The sequence below is a fragment of the Akkermansia sp. UBA7090 genome (genome assembly GCF_002493465.1).
GTDB lineage: Bacteria > Verrucomicrobiota > Verrucomicrobiia > Verrucomicrobiales > Akkermansiaceae > Akkermansia > Akkermansia muciniphila_A.
The window spans coordinates 1-22,758 of record NZ_DKYW01000014.1 but is presented as its reverse complement, the minus strand read 5'-3'; the positions used below and the strand labels follow the sequence as shown (position 1 = coordinate 22,758).

Below are 22,758 nucleotides of genomic sequence, written 5' to 3'. Positions count from 1 at the left end.
AGAGACGGAAATGGCGGCGGTCAGTGTCTTGGTCCGCTGTTTCTTCAATTCCGCAAGAGCGTCTTCAGTACTTTCAATATGCAGACTCATACAGTATATGAAGGTTTCTGAGGATAATATAATGTTTCACCGGCTGGTGACGAGTTCAAAAATTTTAATGGTCTGTCAAGTTGTAAATGACCAGATGTGAATAAAATAAAATTTTATAATGAAGGATTTATATTATTTGCATCATTGGTTCGGTGGGAAACTGGACGTTCCGGGACATGGGCGCATACTGGGACACAGGCCGTGCTTTTGATTTGCCGGAGGGGAATAAAAAGGCTTGTTGAAGCCGGGAAGGATGAATAACAGGCCAGGAGCTGGTTGCCTTTGAAAGTTTTTTGTTCTGCTGCGGCCGGAGGAGGGGAGGGCGGTTCCGAGCGTAGAGCGTACGAAGAATTCTGGAAAAGAGCAAGCCCTGCCATGGGAGCACATGGCAGGGCGGAAAAAGGGGTGCTTCTTTTGCGCGCAAAGGCATTAATAGTGGCCGCGGCGCGGGCCGGTCATCCACTTCCATGCGGTTTCCACGATAGCTCCGGCATCCTTACACCTGGCTTCCCAGCCAAGGATTTCCTTGGCTTTCTTCGGATTGGCAATCAGGCGGGGCGGATCGCCTTCACGGCGCGGGCCGTAGCGGACGGGAATTTTTTTGCCGGTGACTTTTTCAGCCGTTTCCAGGATTTCCCGGACGGAAAGTCCCAGGCCTGTTCCGAGATTGAAGCACTCTGTAGCCCCTCCTTTCATCAGGTAGTCCACCGCCTTCAAGTGGGCGTCCGCCAGGTCATTGACGTGGATGTAGTCGCGGATGCAGGTGCCGTCCGGAGTGTCGTAATCCGTTCCGAAGACTTCGATGTATTCCTTTTCCCCGGTCAGCGTGAGCAGGATGTTGGGGATAAGGTGGGTTTCCGGTTCGTGATCTTCACCGATCAGGCCGTCTTCGCTGCAGCCTGAGGCATTGAAATAGCGCAGAAAAACGCTTTTGAGGCCCCAGGCGCGGTCACAGTCCCTGCAAACTTTTTCCAGCATGTATTTGGAACTTCCGTAAGGATTGATGGGATCCTGCTTTTCCGTTTCCGGGATAGGAATCTGGGTGGGAACGCCATACGTGGCGCAGGTGGAGGAGAAAACAAAACGCTTGACGCCGGCGGCTTGCATGGCGCCCAGAAGGACGAGGGGCCTGGCGATGTTGTTCATGTAGTACTTGAGGGGGTTCTGGACGGATTCCCCCACATTAATAAAGGCGGCAAAGTGAATCACGGCGTCAAAGTCGCCCTTCATCAGGAGAGGATAAACCACGGAGGCATCTCCCAAATCCCCCTTGACCAGTTTCACTTCCGGGTCCACAAGGGCTCCCACGTGACCGTACACCATGTTGTCCAGCACGGTCACGTCTGCGCCTGTTTTGATGAGCTGGCGCACCGTGTGGGAACCAATATATCCGGCTCCGCCGGTTACAAGTACTTTCATGATTTTATCAAATTTGCTGTTGAGCCGGTTTAACTTTTTCTCCGGCAATAGGCGTCCAGACGTTTTGGAGGCTGCGGAACCTTTCAGTTCACGGCAGACTGAATCCCTGTTCCAGACGCCTGTAAAAGTGACATGTTTTCCCCTTTTTGTCAATTTGCGATATATCTTGCCGCCGTCTCTCCGTTCTTTGCCGGCGGCGGTTGGGACTTCTCCGTTTTCATGCCGGAAACTGCCCCGCTTTTTACTGGCTCCTGACAGGTATTTTTGAGAATATGGCCTCATTATGAAACCGTCCGAGATCAGGAATGTTCTGGAAGACCATGAAGTGCGCCCCAGCAAGTCCCTGGGTCAGAATTTCCTGACGGATGAGAATGTAGCCCGCTGGATTGTGGAGCAGCTCGAAATCCGGCCGGAGGACTGTGTGGTGGAGGTAGGGCCGGGAACCGGCTCCCTGACGGAACATGCCGCCCCCCTTTGCCGCAAACTGGTTCTGGTGGAATTTGACTCCCGACTGGCGGAATACCAGAAAGAGCGCTGGGCCGGTGATCCCCATGTGGAAGTTCACCATGCCGACGGCGCTTCCTGGGATCCGAGGGGGCTGTTTGCAGAGGCCCCTGTCAAATTCCTTGGCAATCTCCCTTATTCCGCGGGAGGAGCCATCCTCCAGAATTTTCTGTCCAGGCCCAGCGCTGTGGAACGTGCCGTGGTGATGCTTCAGAAGGAGTTTATCGACCGTATTCTGGCGACGCCGGATGATGATGCCTTCGGGCTGTTGTCCCTGCGCATCCAGAAGAACTGGATTCCCCGTGCCCTCAAAACCATCCCGCCGGAAGCGTTTCATCCCCGTCCGCGTATTGATTCCACCGTGATGCTGCTCACTCCCCGTCCAGCCCGCGAGCTGCCTCCATATGACGACCGGCTGATGGACGAACTGATGCGCAGGGCTTTTTCCCAGCGGCGCAAACAATTGAAAAAACAGCTCCCCGCTTCTCCCCCATGGGAGGATGTAGCTGCTTCCCTGGGGCTTTCCCCTTCCGCCAGAGCTGAAGAGTTGAATTTGTCCCAGTGGGTGGAACTAACGCGCGTTTATGATGCCAATCCTCTCAAGGATGTGGCGCAGAGCGGGGATGAATTGTTTGACATCGTGGATGAACTCAACCAGGTGACGGGGCAGGGCACGCGCCGGAAGATACATGAAGGCAGCCTCCGTCATCGTGCCGTACACATGTTTCTGGTCAACAAGCATGGAGCCGTTCTTCTCCAGAAAAGGTCCTTATGGAAAGACAGGCAGCCGGGCAAATGGGATTCCTCCGCAGCCGGGCATCTGGATGCCGGGGAAAGTTATGAGGAAGCCGCGGTGCGGGAGCTGAAGGAGGAGCTGGGCGTGTCCGGCTGCGGGCTGCAGAAAATCGCGGATTTTGACGCCGGAGAAAATAACGGCTGGGAATTCATCTCCCTTTATGAAGGACGGTATTCCGGGAAGGTTCGTTTTCCGGCGGCGGAAGTGGACAGCGTGCAGTGGTTTACGCCGGAGCAAATCCAGGCGTGGGTGGAACGCCGTCCGCAGGATTTCTCCCCTGCATTCATTCCGTGTTGGAATGCATGGCTGGCTGCGAACAGAAAAGATCATTCTAACTCAAATACATATCATGATAAACCCTGATCAATTATCTCCGGAACAAATCCAGTCCATCCGAACCTGGGCGGAAGAAGGACTGGATTTAAACGCCATCCAGAAAAAACTGCATGAAGAACTGAACATCAAGCTGACGTTCATGGATACGAGATTCCTGCTTCAGGATCTGGATATCCGCATCAGACAGCCGGAGCCGGAACCTGAAGACGAACAGCCCGGAGACATTCCCGGAATGATGCCGCCCCCTGCCTCCCTGCTGGGAAAAACCCAGGTAACTGTGGATGAGATAACGCCTCCCCATGCCCTGATGGCCGGCAAGGTTTTATTCAAGAGCGGCGCCCAGGGCGCATGGGATATTGATCGTACCGGCCGTATCAACTGGGACGCTACGCTTGGAGAACCGACGGCGGACGACTTGAGGGAATTTGAAGCGGAACTGCAAGCCGTTATTCGCAGCCGCATGGGAGCCATGTAAGGGAACCGGAAAATATTCCCTTTGAGATGGACTGGAAGCAGGAACTCACTGGGTGGCGGTTATTTTCAATAAAAGCCTTGGCAGGAACGGGAAATACCGTGTCCGCATGTCATTCGTGAGAGAATATCTGCCTTGGGGGTTGCCCGAAAAAAAGATGAGCTTTGATTTAGTCCCACAGTAAAAGCAACAAAAGAATTATCATGGAGATACCGGAGGAAATGATTGAAACGCTGGTGCCTGCCGTTCGGGAACAACTGGAGTCGCCGGACACCGCTTATGTCAAAAACTGTCTGGAACGCCTGACAGGGCGGGAAAAATTGGAAGAACAGGAAGCTCTGGAACTGATGGCGCAGGCTCTGGCCATTACCATTAATGCGATGATGGTGGGGGGGCGCCCTTTTGATTCGGGAAAGTATAAGGCACTTTTGAAAGATCTCCCGGCTCTTCCGGATGAGGCTCCGTGATAAATCTCGACAATCTCCGGAATTGATTCATAATCCTTTCTTTCACTTGAAATTTTATGGCAAAAAAACCATTAGAAACAGGTGCTCCGGAAGCGTCCGCAGCTAAAAAAACGACTGCTCGCAAGACGGCGGCCAAAAAGACGGCCTCTACCACTAAAAAGGCCGCCGCAGCTGAAAAAAAATCTGCTGCTGACGCCGCTTCCGTAGAAGCACCCAAAACCAAAATCAAAACGGTCAAGTCCGCCCCGAAAACCGCGGTGAAGACAAAAACCGTGAAAACAGCCAAAAAGGCGGTTGATGAAAAGGCTCCTGTCTCTGAACCGGTTGTTGTCCCTTCCGAGGCCCCGGCTCCTTCCACTCCCGTAGAAAAGGAGATGATGCCCGAAGCTTCCCAGAAGTCCCAGGCTGCCGCTCCGGTCAAGGTCAAGCGGGAATCGTTCCGCCCCAATCGCAATGCGGAACAGCAGGAACGCCATGAACAGCATGGCGGAGATGTCTTTGCCCAGCCGGAAACGGTGGGCGGCGCCTCCGAAGGTCCCTTTAACAAGCGCAAGCGCCGCCGCCGCAATAAGAAAGGCGGCGGTTCCGAAGACCGCCAACCTATGCAGGATGCCGCTTCTCTCAAGCAGCTGGATGGTAAGAAGGTGGCTTCCCGCGCTTGGAAAATGTTCCTGGCGGAAGTGTCTGAAGAAGGCCTTGCCCTGATGGACGACCAGACGGCGCGTGAGGCGGCCCGCCGCGCTTTCCGCTGTGCGGAATTCTTCATGATGGAGGAAGCTCGCCGCAAACATGCCCAGGAAGCTGCTCTCCAGCAACAGGAGAAAACTTCTTCTTCAGAAGAGGAACGGGATTCCGAAGAAGATTCCGGCGAAGAATAATTCCTGCCTGTGATGATGTTTTTGCCCTGCGGCGGATGCCGCAGGGCATTTTTGTATCCTCCGGGGCTGATTCTCCGGAATTTGAATGGTCGTGTTTTCTCCGGCGCATTGGGAGTCAGCATGCGTCAACCTTTTTCACCTGTGCTCAAAAAACAGCCTTTTCTCCAACCAGGGCAAGTTTTGAGAATGGAGAGCATTGAAGACGCCTGTATGAAAGCGGGCTTTATTTCATGTCGTTCCCCGTTCTTGTTCCTCCTAAACTTTTTTGCCTCTCCATTTCCCGCTCTTGAGGTACCACCATGCCAGGGTGATCAGGGTAACGCCGTAAACGTGTTCGGAAAACCAACAGAGAGCTACATCCGGCTTGAGCCTGATGATTCCGTAATAAATGACAGCCGTGTAAACGGCCAGGGAAATCATTTCCATGATGAATCCCGCCTTGGTATTGCCTGTGCCGGATACGGCGTTGAACAGAATGAATGACGGAGCCATGATCAGTGTGGAAGAAGCCATTACATACACGGAATTAACGCTGGCGGCAATCAGGGACGGGCTGTCCGTGAAGGTGCGGAGGACGAGTTCCGGAAACAGGCACAGTATCATGAGCAGGGGGATCAGGATGGCGTATGTCAGTTTGAGGGTCATGCCGCAGGTTTTGAACAGGCAGCGCTGTTCTCCCGCGCCTATCTGGTTACTGATAAGAGCTCCTGCCGTGGTCGCAAAAGCGCTGATTACCATGATCAACAGGGCGGAAATGTTGCGCACGATGTTGGTGACGGCCAGCGGGCGTTCTCCTAAATGTTCAATCGCCAGGAAAAAAATAAACCAGATGGAGACGGAAATGAAAGATTGCACCATGGTCCATCCGGAAATGGACAGCATCCCCTTCAGCAGATGGGGGCGGAGTGCGAACGCCCGGCGAAAGCCGTATTTCCGTTTATCCGCCGTTATGCTTGTGTAGACGATGAAAAAGAGAAGGGAGACTGCTTCCGACACGCTGGAAGCAATGGCCGCTCCGGCAATGCCCGCGGCGGGGAAGCCGCCTTTCCCGAAAATGAGGCAGTAATTCAGCGCAACATTGCTCAGGAGCATGACAAGGGAATTGACCGTCAGAATCTTCGTCTGGGTAATCCCCACGTAATAGGCGCGGAACATCACGCAGAGGAAAGAGAAAAAGACACCGTAGGTGCGCCAGTGAAGGTAATCCGCCGTGGCTTTGTACACCTGTGGGGAATCAATGATGTCCCGCAGGATAATGGGGGAAAAATATTGAGATGCGGCAAAAAGAGCTATCGCCAGGACCAGCATGAAATAACAGCCCTGGATCATGGTGGGGGCAATCCTGTTGTAACGGCGTTCCCCGTTTCGGCGCGCAATGATGATTTGTGCGCCGAAACCGAAGCCGAACGCCAGCATGAACATGGCCATGTAATACACGCCGCCCAGGGCGCACGCTCCCAGCGCCACGTCCCCCACGCGTCCTAGGAAGACAGCATCCGTCAGGCCGATCATATGCTCAATGATCAGGCTGATCATGAGGGGGTATGACATGAGCCATATCTTTTGGTAGGAAGTAAAAGAAGGATTATTCATAGCGGGGGCAGCCTGCGGGCATGGTTCGCCGAGGGCAGGCGCTAAAGGCCCAATATTTTTGAATTAAAATGTTTTCTTGCAAGAAAGAAATTCGTTTGCTTTCTCACATGTCGTGAAAATGCGGGTAATATTCCGGTTCAACTGAGAGGCAGTCTGGTTTCCGGATACCGCAGGGGGGATTTGGTGGGTTGTTTCATGAACGCCAGCACGAAAGCCACCATGCCTACGCGTCCCACAATCATGTTGAACACGATCATCCATTTGCCGACATCGCTGAGTTCCGGAGTGACGTTCCAGGAAAAGCCTACCGTGGCGAAAGAACTGACCACTTCGAAAAACAGGCGTTCCAGGCTCAACTGCGGTTCCGCAAAACACATGACCGTAGTCATCATGCCCACCCAGGCTCCGGCAAGGATGACGGTGATGACGGCCCGTTCCACCACATTGCGGGCAATCCGGCGCTTGTGCATGACCACGTCCTTCTTACCCTGTAAGATGCGCGCCACCTCCCCGCAGGAAACGGCGAATGCGGTGGTATGGACCCCTCCCGTGGTGGAACCGGGATTGCCGCCGATGAACATGAGAGCCCCCAGAAACAAGGCGTATGGAACGCTGTTGAGCGCCATGTCCGAGATGTTGAACCCTGCCGTGCGCGCCGTTGCGTTAAACAGGCTCTCCCACAAAATCCAGTACCAAGGGTCGGCAGACGTAAACAGGCTGCCGTCAATCACTTTAATCAGGAACAGGATCAATCCGCCGCCAAGCACCAGCGCGGCGGTCATGCGTACGACCAGCCAGCTGTATGTGGACCAGTGGCGGCTGACGGTGTTCCGGTTGTCCCAGCCCAGTGCTACTCTGGCCCGGCGGACGATTTCCAAATACATGGCGAACCCCAGGCTTCCGCAAAGCACCATGACCATGATGGTGATCTGGCCACCCGTATTGTAGGCTATGCTCGGAGTGGCCAGGTTATCCGCAAACAGGCTGAATCCCGCGTTGCAGAAACCGGAAACGGAATGGAAGACGGCGTACCACCAGAGCGTGTCTCCCTCCAGCCCCGGAACATGTCTCCAGGAAAAATAAAGGCCTATGGCCCCCAGCGCTTCCACCCCGAACGTGACGGCAATAATATTCTTGATGAACCGGTCTACCTGGGCAATGCCTTCTTCATCCAGCAGGTTGCTGATAGTTACCTTGGAACGCAGGCTCAACCCCTGGCCTACCATCAGGGAGACGAAATAAGTGAACGTCATAATGCCGAAAGCTCCCACCTGGAAAAGTGCCAGCAAAATGGTCTGTCCGTAATTGGTGAAATGTTCATGGACATTCAGGGGGACCAGCCCCGTGACGCAGACGGCGCTGGTGCTGATGAAATAGGCGTCCGTGGCGGAAAGGACGATGCCGTCTTTGGTTGCTCCCGGAGACATGAGAAGAGTTCCTCCCAGCGCAATGAAGGCAATCAGGGTAAGCAGGAAAAGAAGGGCGGGACGGATGCGCGGGAGGTGGAATCCCCTGTTCCGGCGGGCGATGCGGAAAAAATACTCCTTGAGGTTCAGCAGAGGGGCGGCTCCGTAGCAGAGGCAGAGCGCGCGGAAAATATTCTGAAGCTCTATTTTGGAGATGAAGGTGGAACGGAAAAAGTCACCAGCCAGCATGACCAGAATCAACAGCCCCAGGCACAGTTCTACCCACCGGGGGTTGCGGATGGTTCTGGCAAGCCATTTTTCCCGCAAAATGCCGATGACGCCCGTGAGCTGGCCCAGCACCAGGAAGGAGAGAATTTCGCGGAAATAGCGCAGGGAAAGCTGGTCTTCATGGATCTCCCCGAAGCCGTTCCACCACAGCAGCCACATCAATGCGGCCAGTGTGCACAGGCCGAACCCCATTTCCATGGCCTCAAAATGGTTCAGTAGCGGTTTTTCCTTCGTCTCATTCACAAGCCTGCAATGGTGATGTTTCTGATGCTGGGGGGAGACTACTGCATACGGGAAGATTTGAGAAGCTCTTATATCGTTTCCAAAGGCGTTCCGACCAAAGGTCGGAAGACTCTTTTTGAAAAAAATTTTTTCATGTGGAGGAAAATAGTTGCCAATCCGGCGTCGCCGTGCATAATAAGCCCCGTTCTTACCAAACCATGTGCGCTCGTGGCGGAATTGGTAGACGCGCTAGATTCAGGTTCTAGTGGGGGTTCCCCCGTGAAGGTTCGAGTCCTTTCGGGCGCACCAAACAAGGCCCTGCAAGTTAAATGCTTGCAGGGCCTTACTGGTTTTATGATGTATTTGTGCATCGGCTTTGACGCAACGCCGGAAGATTGGTGAAGGGCAAGGATGAGGATTATTGATCTGTTGTTAAGGAACGCCTGTGATTTTCAGGGGAGGGGTCTTTTCCTTTTGGGGAATGAATGCCTGCGAATTGTTCATGCGCCAGCTTCATGAACATGCAGGATGAACATTTCCTTTCAGCGGTAATGCGTTGTCGGCGCTCCTGGTCGTAAAGTTTCTCGTAGCGTTCGGCGCGTTTCATTTCCCTCCAGAGGAAGATGCCCATCACGGCTGCCACGGAGGCGCCGTTTTGAACGTATTCAAGCAGGGGATTGAGTTCTGAAGTCGCCATGCAAACAACCGCAAGGGTGTTGGCTAAAACGACACTTGTAGTAACGGCAGTCTGGGTCATGGGGCTGGAAAGGTCATGTTTCGAAACTTCTGCGCGCTTCGGAAATGCTTCCGAATTGATGGAGCTGCAAATGCGGCGGATCTGTAAAGGATTTCCATGTTCCTCCCCACTCCAGGCCGTCAATTTTTGCGTAAAGTTTGCCAAGAGTGGTGTAAAGAGGGTGATTGGGCAGGTAGTTGCGGTCCTGGAAAATTCCAAAATCCCAGGCCAGGCCGAAGTTGTGCCAGCTCTGGCCGCCGCGGGCATTCGTTACTTTAGGGCGTTGCCTGTAGAGGTCATTCTGTTCGGCATACGTGCGCGTTCCGCAGATAATTTTTGCTTCATATCCCTGGTTGACGGCTTCATTCCGGGCCAGTTTGAACCACTGCCGGGCGGCTTTTTGCGCTTCCGGCAGCAGGGTGGAGATGTTCCGTTCGGTGCGTTCGTCAAAGCATCCGGTCTCCATTTTGTACCGGTCGGCGTCCGTGCTCCAGCGTTCCGTTCCGTTCCGCGTGCCGTTGCCGGGAATGCCGTCAATGGCTCCGTGATAGTACCCGGCCAGGCGCAAGAGCCTTTGCCAGTAGAAGGTATCTTTCTGCAGGTCGGAAATGCTGTCAGCCATTGTCGTGGTTTTCCTGTTCCTTTTTCCGGTCTTTGGTGACAATGCCGATGAGGCCTGCCGCCGCCATGCCTGCGGCGATAATCTGGTCGGCAAGAGCTTGTTCGATAGTGGCTCCGCAGGCTGTGGCCAGGGCAAGGAAGCCCAGCCATGTGGAACGTTCCGTCAGTCGATTGAGAATGTATTTGAACATGTGATGGTTGGTTGGTATTGAAAAGTCCCTCTGTGGGAGAAGGGGGAACCCGCCTTTCCGGGGATGCCAAAGGATGGGGAAAAGGTTTTTCCGAATCCTCTCCGCCAATGGGGAAAGGGGGCTATCGGTTCTCCGCACAAGTTGCTCTGAGGTTGCTGCCGCGATTTGCAAAGATTCCGCGGATACTTTTATTGCTTGCCCTAATCGGCAAAATCCGTCACAGGAAACGATACTTGTCTTTTATTCATGAAGATACCATAATGCGCCAACCAACGCCATTATGAATAACCGTTTAACATCGTTTATTATCCGCAGATTTCTACCATTTCTCCGATATGAATATCTCAGGGAATTGGAAGCGTACCTCAGAAAAGAGGTAACCGGTTTTCCTACTGTAATTCCTCCTGAACCTTTTTCCGACCGCCAACAGCTGGAGGCATACCGCAGGGCTCTCGGGCAAACTATTATTTCCGGCATTTGTTACCGGATGTACGGCCTTAAAAAGGAGACGGACAGGATTTACCGTATTTTCCACCTTTTGCAAACGTGCAGTTCCGGTGAAGCTACTGCGGATTTGCGGGAATACGCCGAATCGTTGGGCGTTTCCGTCAACAGAGATTTTTCCAATGGAATTGAACTCGCCGTTCTGCATTTTCTGGACGGCAATATCAGCTTGCTCAGGCAGATTGAGGAATTGCATTCCATTAAAAAGAGGAAATCGTATCGTATTCTTCCCCCCATGAAAGATGCGCTTCCTTTCCCCATGATTACGGAGAAAGAAAGGGAGAAGGAAAAAGAAGGCTGCCGTCAATATCTGTCCCGAATTTTGTCGCAGAAGGGGATGACTGACGTATGCGTTATCAGCTGTGACCGGATTTCCTCTGATTACTGGTTTACCATCAAACGGGGGCATTATCAGGAAACCGTTGATGAGGTTGACACGTCGGCCAAAGAGATAGTCAGCAGCATACGTACTCCCGGGAATACGGACATTGTCATCTACAGGGGGAGTTCGAAATGCCTGTACATCAATTTACAGGTCAGCGCCAGAATCCAATGGATGATGCGGGCCTATGCCGTCATTGCTGGCCGCATGCTGTTCGGCTCGGATATTTGGGAATTAAGGAACCGCTACACCCTGAGCGTGTTTAATAAGAAGTCCATCGCCGACATTGAGGTGTTTAATAATATTCCGGGTCTGCGAAGGGTTGCTGTTTATAAGCTTGTCATGTCCAGGCCTCTCCATGCAAGGAAGAGGACGGAGAAAGAGGTGTTGATGAGGGGATTTACAGGCACTTACAAAAGCCTTTCCGAGCTTGGCGATGAAGACGGCCCCCTGATTGTCGTCCCCAGCGGGTTCCATGTGGACAAAGCGTTTTTTTATTTTGAGTTTGAAGAAGGAGACCCGAAAACCGTTTCTTTGACTCCCGATTCCAATGGCCTGGAATTGGAAAGCGAGCAATACAGGCTCATTGATATGTATTTTGAACAGGCTGGTTTTGACCAGTTGTACAATAGGATTCATGGAGCTTAATTACGGCAATATCCTCAATATCATTATTGAAAGTGAGAGCCTGGAGTCTCCCGATTGGATATGGAAGGCCAGGGTGGGCGGGGATTTTTATCCGGGGCACTGGGTATGCGGCTGTAAACTTGCCGGAATATCCGGTGACTATTACAACCCCGACGATATCGGCAATCCTTTGAAAGTGGTGGCTCTGCCTCCGGAAGAAGAGCCTTTTTACGAGTACGGAGGGAACCCCGGGGAAGAAGACCGCAGGCGTTTTTATGTATTGAAGGAACCCTGCTGCCGGGAGCCTGTTGAGAGGAGCGAGCTTTTCGTGCATGCCCTGGTGTTCAGGAAGATTGCTTTGAATATTGCCCGTTCCTGCGGAAAGACGGAGAGGGAAATCAGCGGAACGGAGCTGATTCCGGAGTGCCTGATCAGGCTTTTTGATTTTCCCGTAACCGCCTATTTTGCTTTTGCTTTTGATGAGCGGCTGGTTTCCAGATGCCTGCGCGTCATCCGGCAGGCACAGCCGGAAAGGCCCTTTCTTCTCTTGGTGATGGGGAAGCGTTGGCGGACTGCCGCCATGGAGGCTGCAATTGTTGAGAAGTACAAAGGCATCGTTGTTTCCATTCCCGACGTCATGGTGACGACGAAAGATGGATTTGCCTGGGCATACGGCTATTCCTGGGAGTGGCTCAGGCAGGACATGCCTGTGCATGCGCGCACGGGGGAAAGCCTTCCAACCGGCGCCATGTGGGAGGATCTGTGGATTTCCGTGACCGATGAGCGGGAAATAGTCTTTTCCTGTTCACGGGGCGGTGGAGAAGTGAAGGAATTCATGAGGTTTTCCTATCGGGAGGAAAAACGTTTTTTCAGCAGGCAACGGGCGGCGGCGGGCCAGGATTCCACGAAGCCGGCTTATAAGATGCTGTTTTTGTACGTAATGAATCCGGATAAAGCCTGTTTGGACAAGGAACTTCTAAAAAGGGCCGGGATAGGGAATGAGGCGGAAGCCAGGTCGGATTTGAGAAAAGTTCTTGTGGAAAGACTGCCCCAGCTGGCGGAAAGGGACCCGTTTGCCAAGAAAAGGGGGAAGTCAAGGCAGGGCATGTACCGCCGGTTCCAGGTAGTGCCCTGTAAATCTTATATCCGTCCTTTGGAACTGATGCTTTCGCTTGAAAGGAAGCCGGAAAGGCACAGGTAGGAGGGCAGGCGGTTATAGACCCTCCCCATGAGCGGCTAGCTGGATGAGCTTATTCGTCCAGCTAGCCGCTTTCTTTTGGTAAATATATGAATTTCAAATAATAATGATGATATGAAAGTGGGGCGTTTTTCGCTAGCTGGATAAGTCCGCACAGGGTTGGTGAATATGCACGAAAAGCAATCACCACCCTTGTTGGAAACCGTGGAAAACCACGCCTTATATCTCGCTCAGCGCCTCCGTTCAAAAGCAAAATCCATCGGATTTCAGATACCTGAGGAAGAGTATCTGGATGTCCTTCAACGGTTCAGAATCCGATGTTGGGAAATTTGCCGCCGTTACCGGAAAAGCGGCGCCGCCGGCATGAAAACATACCTGGGCAATGCAACCGTTTTTGAGCCGGAACGCTATTTGCGCGAGAGGAACCGGAAGAAGAGGCTGCTGCTGCGGGAAGCCCGTCCTCTTGAATATGAGAATGGCCGGGAAATTGATGCTGATGAGCATTCGGAATTCCTTTCCGGGCTGATGTTCCGGGAAGAATTCGCGCGGGAAATGGAATCCCTGGAGCCGCTGGAAAGGGCGCTGGTTGAGGCATTGATTGACGCTGAAGGGAATTTGTCACGGGCTGCCAGAAGCATTCGTCTGGAGGAAAGCAGAGCGCGCCGAATCAGGAAGCGCCTCCGGGAGGAAAAATTCACTTTTTTAAGAAATGGGCGGCGAATTTCCGGAAACGCGGCAAGCAATCATAGTGAAGGCAGATGAACGTTCTTTCTTTTCTGGCGCATGCCCTGTCCGGGACAGCTCCGTGAAGAGCCGTTTATTCGCTTTATCAAGAACCATAAGCATTTGAAAAACAAAATGATGAATACAACAAAAACATGCGGGGATTCCAGTTCCCGGCCTCAGCGTTCGGAAAATTCCCTTTCCTGTCCCGTGGCGGATGTCGCGGCAGGCCCCTCTCATGAACCCCTGCTTCCCGTAGGCACGGTTGCCGGAGATATCAGGAACAACGACATTGTCCTTCCCCGCCTGAACATTGTTCAAAGCGTAGGCGCCCTTTCCGGGATATTTCCCCCCGGCAGTATCATCCTCAACAGGGAGGTTGTTCTTTCCGACGGAAGCGTTCCTCTGGAGCTTTCCGTGCTTTCCGCACGCAAGCAGTTTATTGAAAAACTCCCCTTTGATTCCGTGGAGAAGCCGGCCGTCTTCAATTCTCTGGAAGAAGTAAGAGCCGCCGGCGGCTCGGTCGGCAGAGAGCCGGGAAACCGGCCTTCTTTCGCTCCCGTTCTGCATGTGCAGGCGCTTTTCAAGGCTCCGGAGGGCGTGGATTATCCCTTTCCCCTGGAGTACGAAGGAGAGGCTTTCGGGCTGGCTGCCTGGTCCCTGCGCGGCATGGCTTATTACCTTGCGGGGCGCGACATCCTCACGGCTTCCAGATTTGCCCTGAGGAATGAAGTATTCGCCGGCAAGTGGAAGCTTACGACCAGGCTCAGGAGGCTGGAACATAATGGCATTTTCATTCCCGCGCTGCGCAGTGCGGGCCGCAGTACACCGGAGTTTTCCTCCTTCATCAGGAGCATTGGTTAAATTTCTTACCCTCCGCAACGAAGAGCAGCGTTCATGAGCAGTCCAATCAGGAGATTATTCGTCAACGGGTTCCCGAGCCTCTACGGAGGAGCGGGAACGGAACTTCACCACCAGATCATTGTCTGGCGCAAGATGGGCGTGGAAGTCCATCTCATCCCGTCCTGGGATTACCACGGGGAGCCTCTTTACAACGAGATGGTTTCCCTGGGCGTCATTATGCACGCCCCAGCGGACTGGTCGGCCGTCCAACCCGGCGACCCCGTGCTCGGTTTCTGCAATGCCGGCTTCCTCAACGCCTTGCCGGAAATACGCAGGCATACGAAACGCACAGTTTTCATCAACTGCATGACGTGGCTTTTCCCCAGGGAAAAGGAGGCCATGCAAAAGGGGGAAATCGCCATGTTCCTCTATCAGAATGAAGCCGTCCGCCAGGAAGCCATGCCCGTGCTGCGCAAGCTCAACGGCGACCCGCAAGTGCAGTTCCTGACCTTCAGGCCCTATTTCCATGCGGAATCCTTTCCCTTTATCCGGGAACGCGAAGAGGATTTCTTCGGTTGCGGGCGCATCTCCCGCCAGGATGCCGACAAATTCGCGGCCAACACCCTGCATATCTACGGCGCATTTGAATCCCCCGTGGAGAAGCGCGGCCTTTTCCTCGGTTTTGACAAGAGGAGCGAAGCCAAGATAGGCCGGCCCTTCGACTGGATTCGGATTGCCCGCAATCAAAGGGAAGTTTCCCAGCAGGCTTTTTATAGGCATAGCCGGATCATCCTCCAGCCGACGGATACGACGGAGAACTGGCCCCGCATCGGCTTTGAGGCGATGGCCAGCGGCAGCGTGCTCATTGTGGACAACCGGGGCGGGTGGCGGCAGATGGTGGAGCACGGCAAAACAGGATGGCTGTGCAGCAACGAAAGGGATTTCATCTACTACGCTTCCAAAATGGCCTGTGAACCGAATCTTCGCGACGACATGGCGGAGGCGGCTCGGGCGCGCGGCCTGGAGCTGGGCGGGCTGGATGTTTCCCTGGAGAGCTGGAAGGAAGTGCTGGAGGCGATGGCAAGACTCCCGGAATGAACATGGAACGGAAAACCGGCCTTATGAATAAAAAGTATGTTTCCCCGTGTTTCCTGCCCGGCATGCGGCTGGGCAACATCATGTTCACGCTGGCGGCCGCCTGTGCCCACGCCCGTACCGTAGGGGTGGAGTGCCGGGTGCCCTGGGCTTACAATGACGCTTCCCTGATGCTGCGCTCCCGGCTCGGCGGTTGGGTGCTCCCTTCTACGCCGTGCGGCACCAATGAACCTCCATCCTGGCAGGAACCTTCCTTTGCCTATTGTCCGGTTCCCTCCCGCATCCGGACGGGCGGGCTTCGCGGCTACTTCCAGAGCGCACGGTATTTTGGAGGGCAGGAAGCGTTCATCCGGGCGCTTTTCGCGCCTCTCACCGCGGAGAAGGAGCCCGGCGCCGTTGGCATTCACATCCGGCTTGGGGACTACAGGCGCCTCCGTGACAAGCACCGCATTCTGGACCCTGGTTTCCTGCGGAGGGCCGCAGGGCATTTATCATCCGGGAAGAACCGTCTGGTGCTGTTCAGCGATGAGCCGGACGAGGCGGCGGAGATGCTTGCGCGCGTGCCGGCATTCGGACGCTTTGCGCTGGAAATCGACCGCGGCGCTCCGTGCGAATCCCTCCGCCGCATGACGGCGATGGAGGAACTCGTCATGTCGTGTTCTTCCTTTTCCTGGTGGGGCGCGTGGCTGGGAAATACCCGGAAGGTCATCGTTCCGCGCGACTGGTTTGTCGGCGGTGTGGAAGACTACCGGGATATTTACCTGCCCCATTGGGTAACACTGTAATTCCGCCACGAACCCATACCCGTAAAACAATGAATACGAGAACCGTTACAAGCCTCTGGGTGGGCGGGGAACTTCCCCTGATGTCCGTTCTGTGCATCAAATCGTTCCTGGACCATGGCCATGCTTTCCAGCTTTTCACCTACCGGAATTACGACAATATTCCCGCAGGAACGCTTGTGCGCGATGCGCGGGATATTCTCCCGGAGGAGGCGATTTTCCATGATTCCCACAATAGCCTGGCGCCGTTTTCCGATTGGTTCCGCATGAAATTCCTTTCACAGGAAGGCGGCTTCTGGGTGGATATGGACGTCATCTGCCTGGGTGATGAACTTCCTGCCTCTCCTCTCTGGTTTTGCAGGGAGTGGGCGGAGGTGGTGGCCGTAGGCGCCATGGCCTTTCCTCCCGGTCATTCCGTTCCCGCAACCCTGTGCCGCCTTGCTGAGGATCCGGCGCTCCGCGTCCCCTGGGACTCTCCGGAAGAAGTCCGGGCCAAGGAGGAACTGCTCCGCCGTGTGCCGGATGTCGCCGATCGCCGTCGCCAGGTGCCATGGGGATTTTGCGGCCCCACCGGGATGACGCGCGCGTTGCGCCACTACGGCCTGTTTGACCGGGCCGCTCCGTCTTCCCACATGTATCCGGTCCCCTGGACGAGATGGCGCGACTGCTACAACGGCAACATACGCCTTGCCGGACCGGAATTGTCCAATGCCTGGTGCGTCCACCTCTGGGGAGAGATGGCCAGGCGGGAGCCGGATGCCTGGGAAAATATGAGCCGCAACAGCATGGCAGGCGAACTGCTGGACCGGCATCTGCCGGGCCACGCCTGGAAGCCTGCCCCCGGACCGCGTAAAAAAGTGAATATCCTGGTGGGCATCTGCAGCTGCACAGGCGCGGCGAACCGCCGCAAGGCGTGCCGGGAGACCTGGCTTTCCCATCCTCAGGAGGGTGTGGAATGCAGATTTTTCTTGGGGCGGCGCACTCCTTTGCCCCATGAGCCCGATGTAGTGGCCCTTTGGGTAGAGGACGATTACAGGCACCTGCCCGCCAAGGGGCTCGCCTTTTATCAATATGCCCTGGAACATTATGACTTTGACTGGCTTTTCAAGTGCGACGACGATACCTGGCTGGCGCTTGACCGCCTGGAAAGCCTCTGCGACGGCCGCTATGACCTTGTGGGCGACATCTCCTTGGCGGACAGGGGCTTCCCCAGCGGCGGAGCGGGCTACCTGATGAGCCGGGCGCTTGTGGAGGGCATGGTGGCGCACGGCGGCCGGATTCCCGCCGCCGGGGCGGAGGACGTCATCTTCGGCCAGCTGGCGCGGGAATTGGGCGCGCGCGTCCATGCCACGCCGCGCCTCTTCCTCAGCCATGCTCCGGCGCCCCACCGCCTGAATGACCAGGTGAGCGCCCATTGGTGCTCTCCAGGTAAGATGTACGGCATTGAGGCCCTTTTCCATGATGAGCCGGTGGCCGTTTATGACGCCGTGCATCCCCATTGGAGGGATGAACTCCTGTTTTTTACCCGGGGCCGTTTCATGCGCGGCGCCGGCGGCTGCGCCGGGCGCTACGTCCTGCAGGACGGGCTTCTCACGCTGTTCTGGGATGACTGGGCGCCGGAAGCTCTGGAAAAAAACGGCAGCGGATTTTCCCGCGGTCCGTTCTCCCTGACCCCCGTCGCCGGCAGCCGGCAGATACCTTTTCCGGAGTCCGTGTCCTGACGGGCATGGTCTCCATTCCCTGTTCTTCCTTCCCCGTCCGCCGTGGTGCGGACGGATGGGAAGATGAACCAATCCAATCGGTGCCTTTCGCGTCGCACTCAAGCAACAACCATCACACCATGTATACCAACGAACAACCAAACGACGACCCCACGTTGAACAGGGGGTCCGCCAACAAGATGAACCCCAACCCCGCCGCCGGGCTTCCCGGGGCGGACGGCCAGCCTGGAGAGCCGGGCGCCGCGACATCCCTCCATGCCATGTCCCCTCCCATCCAGCCCTACGGCGCGGATACCGTTATCTATGAAAAATCCGACAACTTCGTTCAGACGTCTGCCGGCGCCGACGTCTTCATGACCCCAGTCAACGACACCTTCAACGTCCCGGAAGGCGGGGCCACGGCCGTGGCCAGCCTGACGGTGGACGACTGGGGCAAGCTGACCATCTCCGGCCCGGGCGGCACCTTCGAACTGGACCTGACCCCTGACGCCGATGAACCCGGAGAACTGGGAGGCCACCAGGAATGGACCAAATCAGGCTCCTTTGAACTCTCCGAAGGAACGTACACCCTCTCTATCACGCACCAGAACATCGACATACCGCACAACGAATACAATCAATCCGTATGCCGCTATTCCGTGACGGTGACTGCCCATGGAAGCCCCGGCGGTTCCTCCAGCTCCTCCAGCAGCTCCTCTTCGGACGTGCCGCCGGAAGAAAAGGAAATCTGCTGCCGTTGCGGTACGTGCACGGACGCGGAAGGCAACGAATACACCATTGCGGCGGAAAAACTGCCGGGTGACCCCGGCGTGGAAATCTGCATGTCCCAGGCCGAATTCCTGGCCAGGGGAGGGGCTTCGGCGCCGTCTCCCGCGGCCTTCAGCCTCCGTTCCGCGGAAAACGCCCGTGAAACGGCGGAAGCCTGCGGCGGCCTGAAATACGTAAGCCCGTGGGCCTGGCGCGCCCATCTGGACGAAACGTCCGGCCTCATCACCGTGGTGCCGCCGGCGGGCGCCGCGCTTTACTTCAACGTGCAGGCCGGTTCCGATGCGGCCCTCCCCGCGGGCATCTCCCGCAAGCGCGACTTCAGGGTGCAGCTGCTGGATGAAACCCTGGCGCCTGCCGCTTCCGGCGCCCCCGCCTACCTTTCCCTGGTGGACGCGGACGGGCAAAACATCCGCTTCTCCGCGGAAACCGGCGCTGTGGTCGGCATGACCTCCGCCTCCGGCAGGGTTCTTCTGGCGGAAGACTACTTCCGGAATGTGAGCAATACGTATGACCATGAGGGCAGCCTGGTAAGCAGCTACAGCGCCGCGGAGGGGCTGATGCGCACCCGGACTGGAGCGGACGGAGAACTCGTCATGGAATGGTACGCTCCCGCCGCCGTCACGGTCCTGGCCGACGGAACATACGAGGTAACGGGGGAACCTTATAAAACCTCCTCCTTCCTGTCCTCGGAAGAAAACGGCGTGCGGACCACCGTCATCACGCGCCAGCAGCGCGGACTGCCGGCCCACACCATCACCCGTACGGAAGAACCCGGCAGAGTCTGCATCGCCAAAGGCCAGGGGGACGACACCATCATCCGCACCATTGAAACCAACCGCCTCTACGGAGGCCTCTCGGAACGCATTGAGACCGTCAGGGGCATCAACGATGCCGAGCCTGTTTCCTGCAACCGCAGCGTCAGGCAATACACGGACGGCGGCTGGCTGCTGGTAAGCGAAACGGAAGCCTTCAACACGCCGCTGGCGCGGACGACCTCCTACGAATACAACAGCCAGTACCGCGTCTCCCGGATCAACCGCCCGGACGGAGGCTACACGCGCTATGAATACGACGGCGAAGGACGGGTCACGCTTGAGGCGGAGCCCTGGGCCGGCGGTGGAGAACAGGTAACCCGGACCGAATACGCCGGCCTGCGCTTCTACGACAACCGTCCGGCGCGTGTCGCCGAATCCCGGGTACTGTCCGACGGCACGGAAATCGAACTGACGGCCGTCGCTTACGCCTATGAGCAGTCTCCCCTCATGGAACGGGTTGTCAAAACCGTGACTGCCGCCGGTTCCAGCCAGGAACAGACAAGCGTGGAAGAAACGTATGGAGAAGCCGCCGCCTATCCCTATGCCGCCGGGCAAATGAAATTCACCCGGGACATTGCCGGAGTGGAAACCTCCTATGATTATGAGGCGGCCGCGGAACACGGCGCCGCGCATAAAAAGACGGCCATCACCAAAGCCGGCGGCGTACTGGTGGCCGGACAGAGCCGCAAGACGGAATCATTCCTTGCCGCCAATGGCACGGTGCTTTTTGAGCAGGAAAGCATCTGGGATGGTGAAAACTGGCTGCTGCTCTCAAGCGGCGCCCATGAATACGATGAAGAAGGCCGCCGCACGAAAACCACGCGGGGCAACGGCCGCGTCAGCGCCACGTCCTGGATGTGTTGCGGCAAGCTCTCGGAAACGGACGAAGACGGAATCCTGACGTCGTACGGCTACAACAGCGCCCACCAGCTGGTGGAAACCATCCGTTCGGAAATCAGCGACGGAAACACGGTCATTACCCCGGAAACCATCACCACCTACACCCGGGACGCCGCCGGGCGCGTCCTGCAGACGCGCCGGGACAGGGGAGCCATGACCACGACGGAAAGCGTGGAATACGACAGGCTCGGCCGTATCGTCAAACAAACCGATGTGCTGGGCCGCGTGACGGCGACAGCCTACAGCGAAGACGGCCTGACGGAAACCGTCACGACGCCCGCCGGCGCCACCCTCGTCACCGAACGTCACCCCGACGGCTCCGTACTCCATGAATACGGCACGGGACAGCGCGAACGCCGCCATGTCTATGACATCGACGATAACTGCCTGAGGGAAACCGTTACCCTGGCCGACCAGACCACCATCCTCTCCCGGACCCTGGTCAACGGCTTCGGACAAAGCGTCGTGCAAGTGACGCCCACGACTGCCGGGTTCCTGTATGACCATTCCGAATATAATGCACAGGGGCGCCTCATCCGCACATGGAGAAATACGGGAACGCAGGAGGGGGCCGTCGCCATGGCACCCACGCTCTATGAATACGACGCCTTCGGCAACATGACCAGGGAAACGCTCGCCCTGGCGGAGCAGCCCGCACCGGACAACAGCCCCATCCGGGAATATGCCTTCAGCGTGGAAAACGCGGAAGACGGCGTCTATCTGGTCACGACGCAAACCCGCTACCATGCAGATGGACATCCGCTCGTCTCCGTACGGAAGCGGCTCCTGTCCGAACTCTCCGAAGTTCTGGAAACAAAAACCATAAATATCGACGAACGCGGCTTGACTTCGGCGGAATGGACGGAGTATGCTGAAAATACGAAAAGAATCCAAAAGAGCGTTATCCCCTCTTCCAGCGTCACGGCTCAAACGGTGGCGGCGGACGGCCTGATGCTCTCGCAGCAGAACCACGCGGGCATCACGGAAACGGCCGCCCGCGCCTATACGGCCACGGGCGTGACCCTGACCCGCACGGACGGCCGCGGCAACACAACGACGGTCCGGACCGACCTGGCCGGACGTGCCGTCAGCGTGACGGACGCCGCCGGAAATGAGACCGTCACGCAGTACGACGCCCGCTTTGACCTGGCCGCCGTAGTGACGGACGCGCTGGGAAATACGACGTGCGCCGGATACGACGCCAGAGGCCGGAAAACGGCCGAATGGGGAACGGGGACGCAGCCCCTGCTGATGGGCTACGACGAGGCGGACCGCCTGGTGAGCCTGACCACCTTCCGCGCGGCGCAGGAAGGAGACATCGCGGAAAACCCCACCGGCCGCACGGACGGCGACACCACCACCTGGAGCCATGATGACGCCACGGGGCTGGAAACGCGCAAAACGTATGCCGACGGAACGCACGTGGACAAAACCTGGGACGCCTTCAACAGGCTCGCCACGGAAACAAACGCCCGCGGCATCGTGAAGACCCGCACTTACGAACAGGCCCGCGGGCTGCTGACGGGAATCAGCTACTCGGACGCCACGCCCGGCCAAAGCTTCGCCTACGACCACCTGGGTCAATTGACGCAAATCACGGATGCCGCCGGAACGCGAACCTTCGCCTACAATCCCTACGGAGAACCGGAAACCGACAGCCTTGAGGCAAACGGCCTCGCCTGGCAGGTCTCCGAGCTCTATGACGGGCTCGGCCGTCCGGCCGGGTACGAATTAAGCGCGGGCGGACGCCGCGTCCAGCAGGCGCGCCTGTCCTATGACGGCAAAGGCCGCCTCTCCGCCCTCGCGGCGGAAGGCATGGAAAACCCCTTCTCCTGGACTTACTGCGAACAGGGCGGGCTTGTGGAACAACTCGCCTACCCCAACGGCATGACCCGGGTCAACACCTATGAAAACAGCCGCGACCTCCTCTCCGTCATCGACTACCGGAGACCCGGAAGCACCAACCCGCCGGCGAGGCACGAATACGACTACGACGCGCTGGGCCGTCCGACCCGGCGCAGGGACACGTGGAACACGGCGGCGCCCAAAACGACGCGTTTGTTCACCTACAACAGCCGCGGCGAACTGATCGGAGACCAGCTCAGGCCCGGAGGGCGCTTCGGCTACCAGTACGACAACATCGGCAACCGGAAGGAAGCCTTCGAATTCGGCAACACGACGGACTATGAAACCGATGAACTCAACCGGTACGCGGGCATCGCCGGAAATGGCGCGGCGGCATTCGTTCCCCAATACGACGCCGACGGCAACCAGACGCTGGTGAAAACTTCCACCGGCATCTGGACAGTCACCTACAACGCCGAAAACCGGCCCGTGAAATTTGAAAGCGAGGACGGCGGGACAACCGTGGAATGCGCCTA

The 22,758-nt window shown here is 56.6% G+C and carries 18 protein-coding genes and 1 tRNA gene; 13 read left to right on the top strand and 6 right to left on the bottom strand.

Features of this window, described 5'->3' with window-relative positions:
• Positions 1–519 precede the first annotated feature (519 nt).
• Entirely contained in the window at positions 520–1,509 is a 990-nt protein-coding gene (galE, locus tag B3075_RS05445; protein WP_290488178.1) for a UDP-glucose 4-epimerase GalE, read from the bottom strand.
• A gap of 283 nt (positions 1,510–1,792) precedes the next feature.
• Here galE and rsmA point away from each other — a divergent pair, with 283 nt between their 5' ends.
• From rsmA to B3075_RS05425, 4 genes are all read left to right on the top strand, one after another.
• Positions 1,793–3,172: a 16S rRNA (adenine(1518)-N(6)/adenine(1519)-N(6))-dimethyltransferase RsmA gene (rsmA, locus tag B3075_RS05440; RefSeq protein WP_290488177.1), complete on the top strand. Its 1,380-nt coding sequence runs from the start codon at positions 1,793–1,795 to the stop codon at positions 3,170–3,172.
• Positions 3,159–3,620 (top strand): hypothetical protein, encoded by a 462-nt coding sequence (locus tag B3075_RS05435; protein ID WP_290488176.1) that lies wholly within the window; start codon positions 3,159–3,161, stop codon positions 3,618–3,620. The genes rsmA and B3075_RS05435 overlap by 14 nt, the downstream gene beginning before the upstream one ends.
• Positions 3,621–3,820: 200 nt before the next feature.
• Positions 3,821–4,084: a hypothetical protein gene (locus tag B3075_RS05430; RefSeq protein WP_290488175.1), complete on the top strand. Its 264-nt coding sequence runs from the start codon at positions 3,821–3,823 to the stop codon at positions 4,082–4,084.
• A 56-nt stretch (positions 4,085–4,140) separates the two neighbouring features.
• Entirely contained in the window at positions 4,141–4,962 is an 822-nt protein-coding gene (locus B3075_RS05425) for a hypothetical protein (protein WP_290488174.1), read from the top strand.
• Between the two features lie 255 nt (positions 4,963–5,217).
• Here B3075_RS05425 and B3075_RS05420 read toward each other — a convergent pair whose 3' ends face one another.
• Both B3075_RS05420 and B3075_RS05415 read right to left on the bottom strand, forming a co-directional pair.
• Positions 5,218–6,555 (bottom strand): MATE family efflux transporter, encoded by a 1,338-nt coding sequence (locus B3075_RS05420; protein WP_094136358.1) that lies wholly within the window; start codon positions 6,553–6,555, stop codon positions 5,218–5,220.
• Between the two features lie 137 nt (positions 6,556–6,692).
• Positions 6,693–8,492 (bottom strand): TrkH family potassium uptake protein, encoded by a 1,800-nt coding sequence (locus tag B3075_RS05415; RefSeq protein WP_290488173.1) that lies wholly within the window; start codon positions 8,490–8,492, stop codon positions 6,693–6,695.
• Positions 8,493–8,693: 201 nt separating this feature from the next.
• Here B3075_RS05415 and B3075_RS05410 point away from each other — a divergent pair.
• Positions 8,694–8,780, top strand: a tRNA-Leu gene (locus tag B3075_RS05410).
• Between the two features lie 109 nt (positions 8,781–8,889).
• Here the strand turns inward: B3075_RS05410 and B3075_RS05405 are convergent.
• The 3 genes from B3075_RS05405 to B3075_RS05395 are packed head-to-tail and all read right to left on the bottom strand — an operon-like array spanning position 8,890 to position 10,019.
• Positions 8,890–9,228: a hypothetical protein gene (locus tag B3075_RS05405; protein ID WP_290488172.1), complete on the bottom strand. Its 339-nt coding sequence runs from the start codon at positions 9,226–9,228 to the stop codon at positions 8,890–8,892.
• Positions 9,229–9,241: 13 nt separating this feature from the next.
• Entirely contained in the window at positions 9,242–9,829 is a 588-nt protein-coding gene (locus B3075_RS05400; RefSeq protein WP_046437635.1) for a M15 family metallopeptidase, read from the bottom strand.
• The gene (locus B3075_RS05395) at positions 9,822–10,019 is read right to left on the bottom strand and encodes a hypothetical protein (RefSeq protein WP_287688304.1); all 198 of its coding nucleotides are present in this window, start codon (positions 10,017–10,019) and stop codon (positions 9,822–9,824) included. The genes B3075_RS05400 and B3075_RS05395 overlap by 8 nt, the downstream gene beginning before the upstream one ends.
• Positions 10,020–10,557: 538 nt before the next feature.
• On the opposite strand from B3075_RS05395, the gene B3075_RS05390 reads away from it, so the two are divergent.
• From B3075_RS05390 to B3075_RS05355, 8 genes are all read left to right on the top strand, one after another.
• On the top strand, positions 10,558–11,553 hold the full coding sequence (locus tag B3075_RS05390; RefSeq protein ID WP_146018831.1) for a hypothetical protein: 996 nt from the start codon (positions 10,558–10,560) through the stop codon (positions 11,551–11,553).
• Positions 11,543–12,733 carry a hypothetical protein gene (locus B3075_RS05385; protein ID WP_290488171.1) on the top strand — a complete coding sequence of 397 codons (1,191 nt, stop codon included), beginning with the start codon at positions 11,543–11,545 and terminating at the stop codon, positions 12,731–12,733. Before B3075_RS05390 ends, B3075_RS05385 begins: the two co-directional genes overlap by 11 nt.
• Positions 12,734–13,093: 360 nt before the next feature.
• Positions 13,094–13,492 (top strand): hypothetical protein, encoded by a 399-nt coding sequence (locus B3075_RS05380; RefSeq protein WP_131072215.1) that lies wholly within the window; start codon positions 13,094–13,096, stop codon positions 13,490–13,492.
• A 96-nt stretch (positions 13,493–13,588) separates the two neighbouring features.
• Positions 13,589–14,317, top strand: coding sequence for a hypothetical protein (locus B3075_RS05375; RefSeq protein ID WP_290488170.1), 729 nt, complete (start codon positions 13,589–13,591; stop codon positions 14,315–14,317).
• A 33-nt stretch (positions 14,318–14,350) separates the two neighbouring features.
• Complete coding sequence (locus B3075_RS05370) at positions 14,351–15,394, top strand: glycosyltransferase (protein ID WP_290488169.1); 1,044 nt, start codon at positions 14,351–14,353, stop codon at positions 15,392–15,394.
• Between the two features lie 23 nt (positions 15,395–15,417).
• Positions 15,418–16,176: an alpha-1,2-fucosyltransferase gene (locus tag B3075_RS05365; protein WP_290488168.1), complete on the top strand. Its 759-nt coding sequence runs from the start codon at positions 15,418–15,420 to the stop codon at positions 16,174–16,176.
• Between the two features lie 29 nt (positions 16,177–16,205).
• A complete protein-coding gene (locus B3075_RS05360; RefSeq protein WP_290488167.1) occupies positions 16,206–17,894 on the top strand; it encodes a hypothetical protein in 1,689 nt (562 codons plus the stop codon).
• Positions 17,895–18,013: 119 nt separating this feature from the next.
• Positions 18,014–22,758: RHS repeat domain-containing protein (locus B3075_RS05355; protein ID WP_290488166.1), on the top strand; the 4,745-nt coding region annotated here is incomplete at its 3' end.

Excerpts from the sequence above, each read along its gene's own strand:
- galE (WP_290488178.1), bottom strand. The coding sequence starts at position 1,509 with ATGAAAGTACTTGTAACCGGCGGAGCCGGATATATTGGTTCCCACACG.
- rsmA (WP_290488177.1), top strand. The coding sequence starts at position 1,793 with ATGAAACCGTCCGAGATCAGGAATGTTCTGGAAGACCATGAAGTGCGC.
- B3075_RS05435 (WP_290488176.1), top strand. The coding sequence starts at position 3,159 with ATGATAAACCCTGATCAATTATCTCCGGAACAAATCCAGTCCATCCGA.
- B3075_RS05430 (WP_290488175.1), top strand. The coding sequence starts at position 3,821 with ATGGAGATACCGGAGGAAATGATTGAAACGCTGGTGCCTGCCGTTCGG.
- B3075_RS05425 (WP_290488174.1), top strand. The coding sequence starts at position 4,141 with ATGGCAAAAAAACCATTAGAAACAGGTGCTCCGGAAGCGTCCGCAGCT.
- B3075_RS05420 (WP_094136358.1), bottom strand. The coding sequence starts at position 6,555 with ATGAATAATCCTTCTTTTACTTCCTACCAAAAGATATGGCTCATGTCA.
- B3075_RS05405 (WP_290488172.1), bottom strand. The coding sequence starts at position 9,228 with ATGACCCAGACTGCCGTTACTACAAGTGTCGTTTTAGCCAACACCCTT.
- B3075_RS05400 (WP_046437635.1), bottom strand. The coding sequence starts at position 9,829 with ATGGCTGACAGCATTTCCGACCTGCAGAAAGATACCTTCTACTGGCAA.
- B3075_RS05395 (WP_287688304.1), bottom strand. The coding sequence starts at position 10,019 with ATGTTCAAATACATTCTCAATCGACTGACGGAACGTTCCACATGGCTG.
- B3075_RS05385 (WP_290488171.1), top strand. The coding sequence starts at position 11,543 with ATGGAGCTTAATTACGGCAATATCCTCAATATCATTATTGAAAGTGAG.
- B3075_RS05380 (WP_131072215.1), top strand. The coding sequence starts at position 13,094 with ATGAAAACATACCTGGGCAATGCAACCGTTTTTGAGCCGGAACGCTAT.
- B3075_RS05375 (WP_290488170.1), top strand. The coding sequence starts at position 13,589 with ATGATGAATACAACAAAAACATGCGGGGATTCCAGTTCCCGGCCTCAG.
- B3075_RS05370 (WP_290488169.1), top strand. The coding sequence starts at position 14,351 with ATGAGCAGTCCAATCAGGAGATTATTCGTCAACGGGTTCCCGAGCCTC.
- B3075_RS05365 (WP_290488168.1), top strand. The coding sequence starts at position 15,418 with ATGAATAAAAAGTATGTTTCCCCGTGTTTCCTGCCCGGCATGCGGCTG.
- B3075_RS05360 (WP_290488167.1), top strand. The coding sequence starts at position 16,206 with ATGAATACGAGAACCGTTACAAGCCTCTGGGTGGGCGGGGAACTTCCC.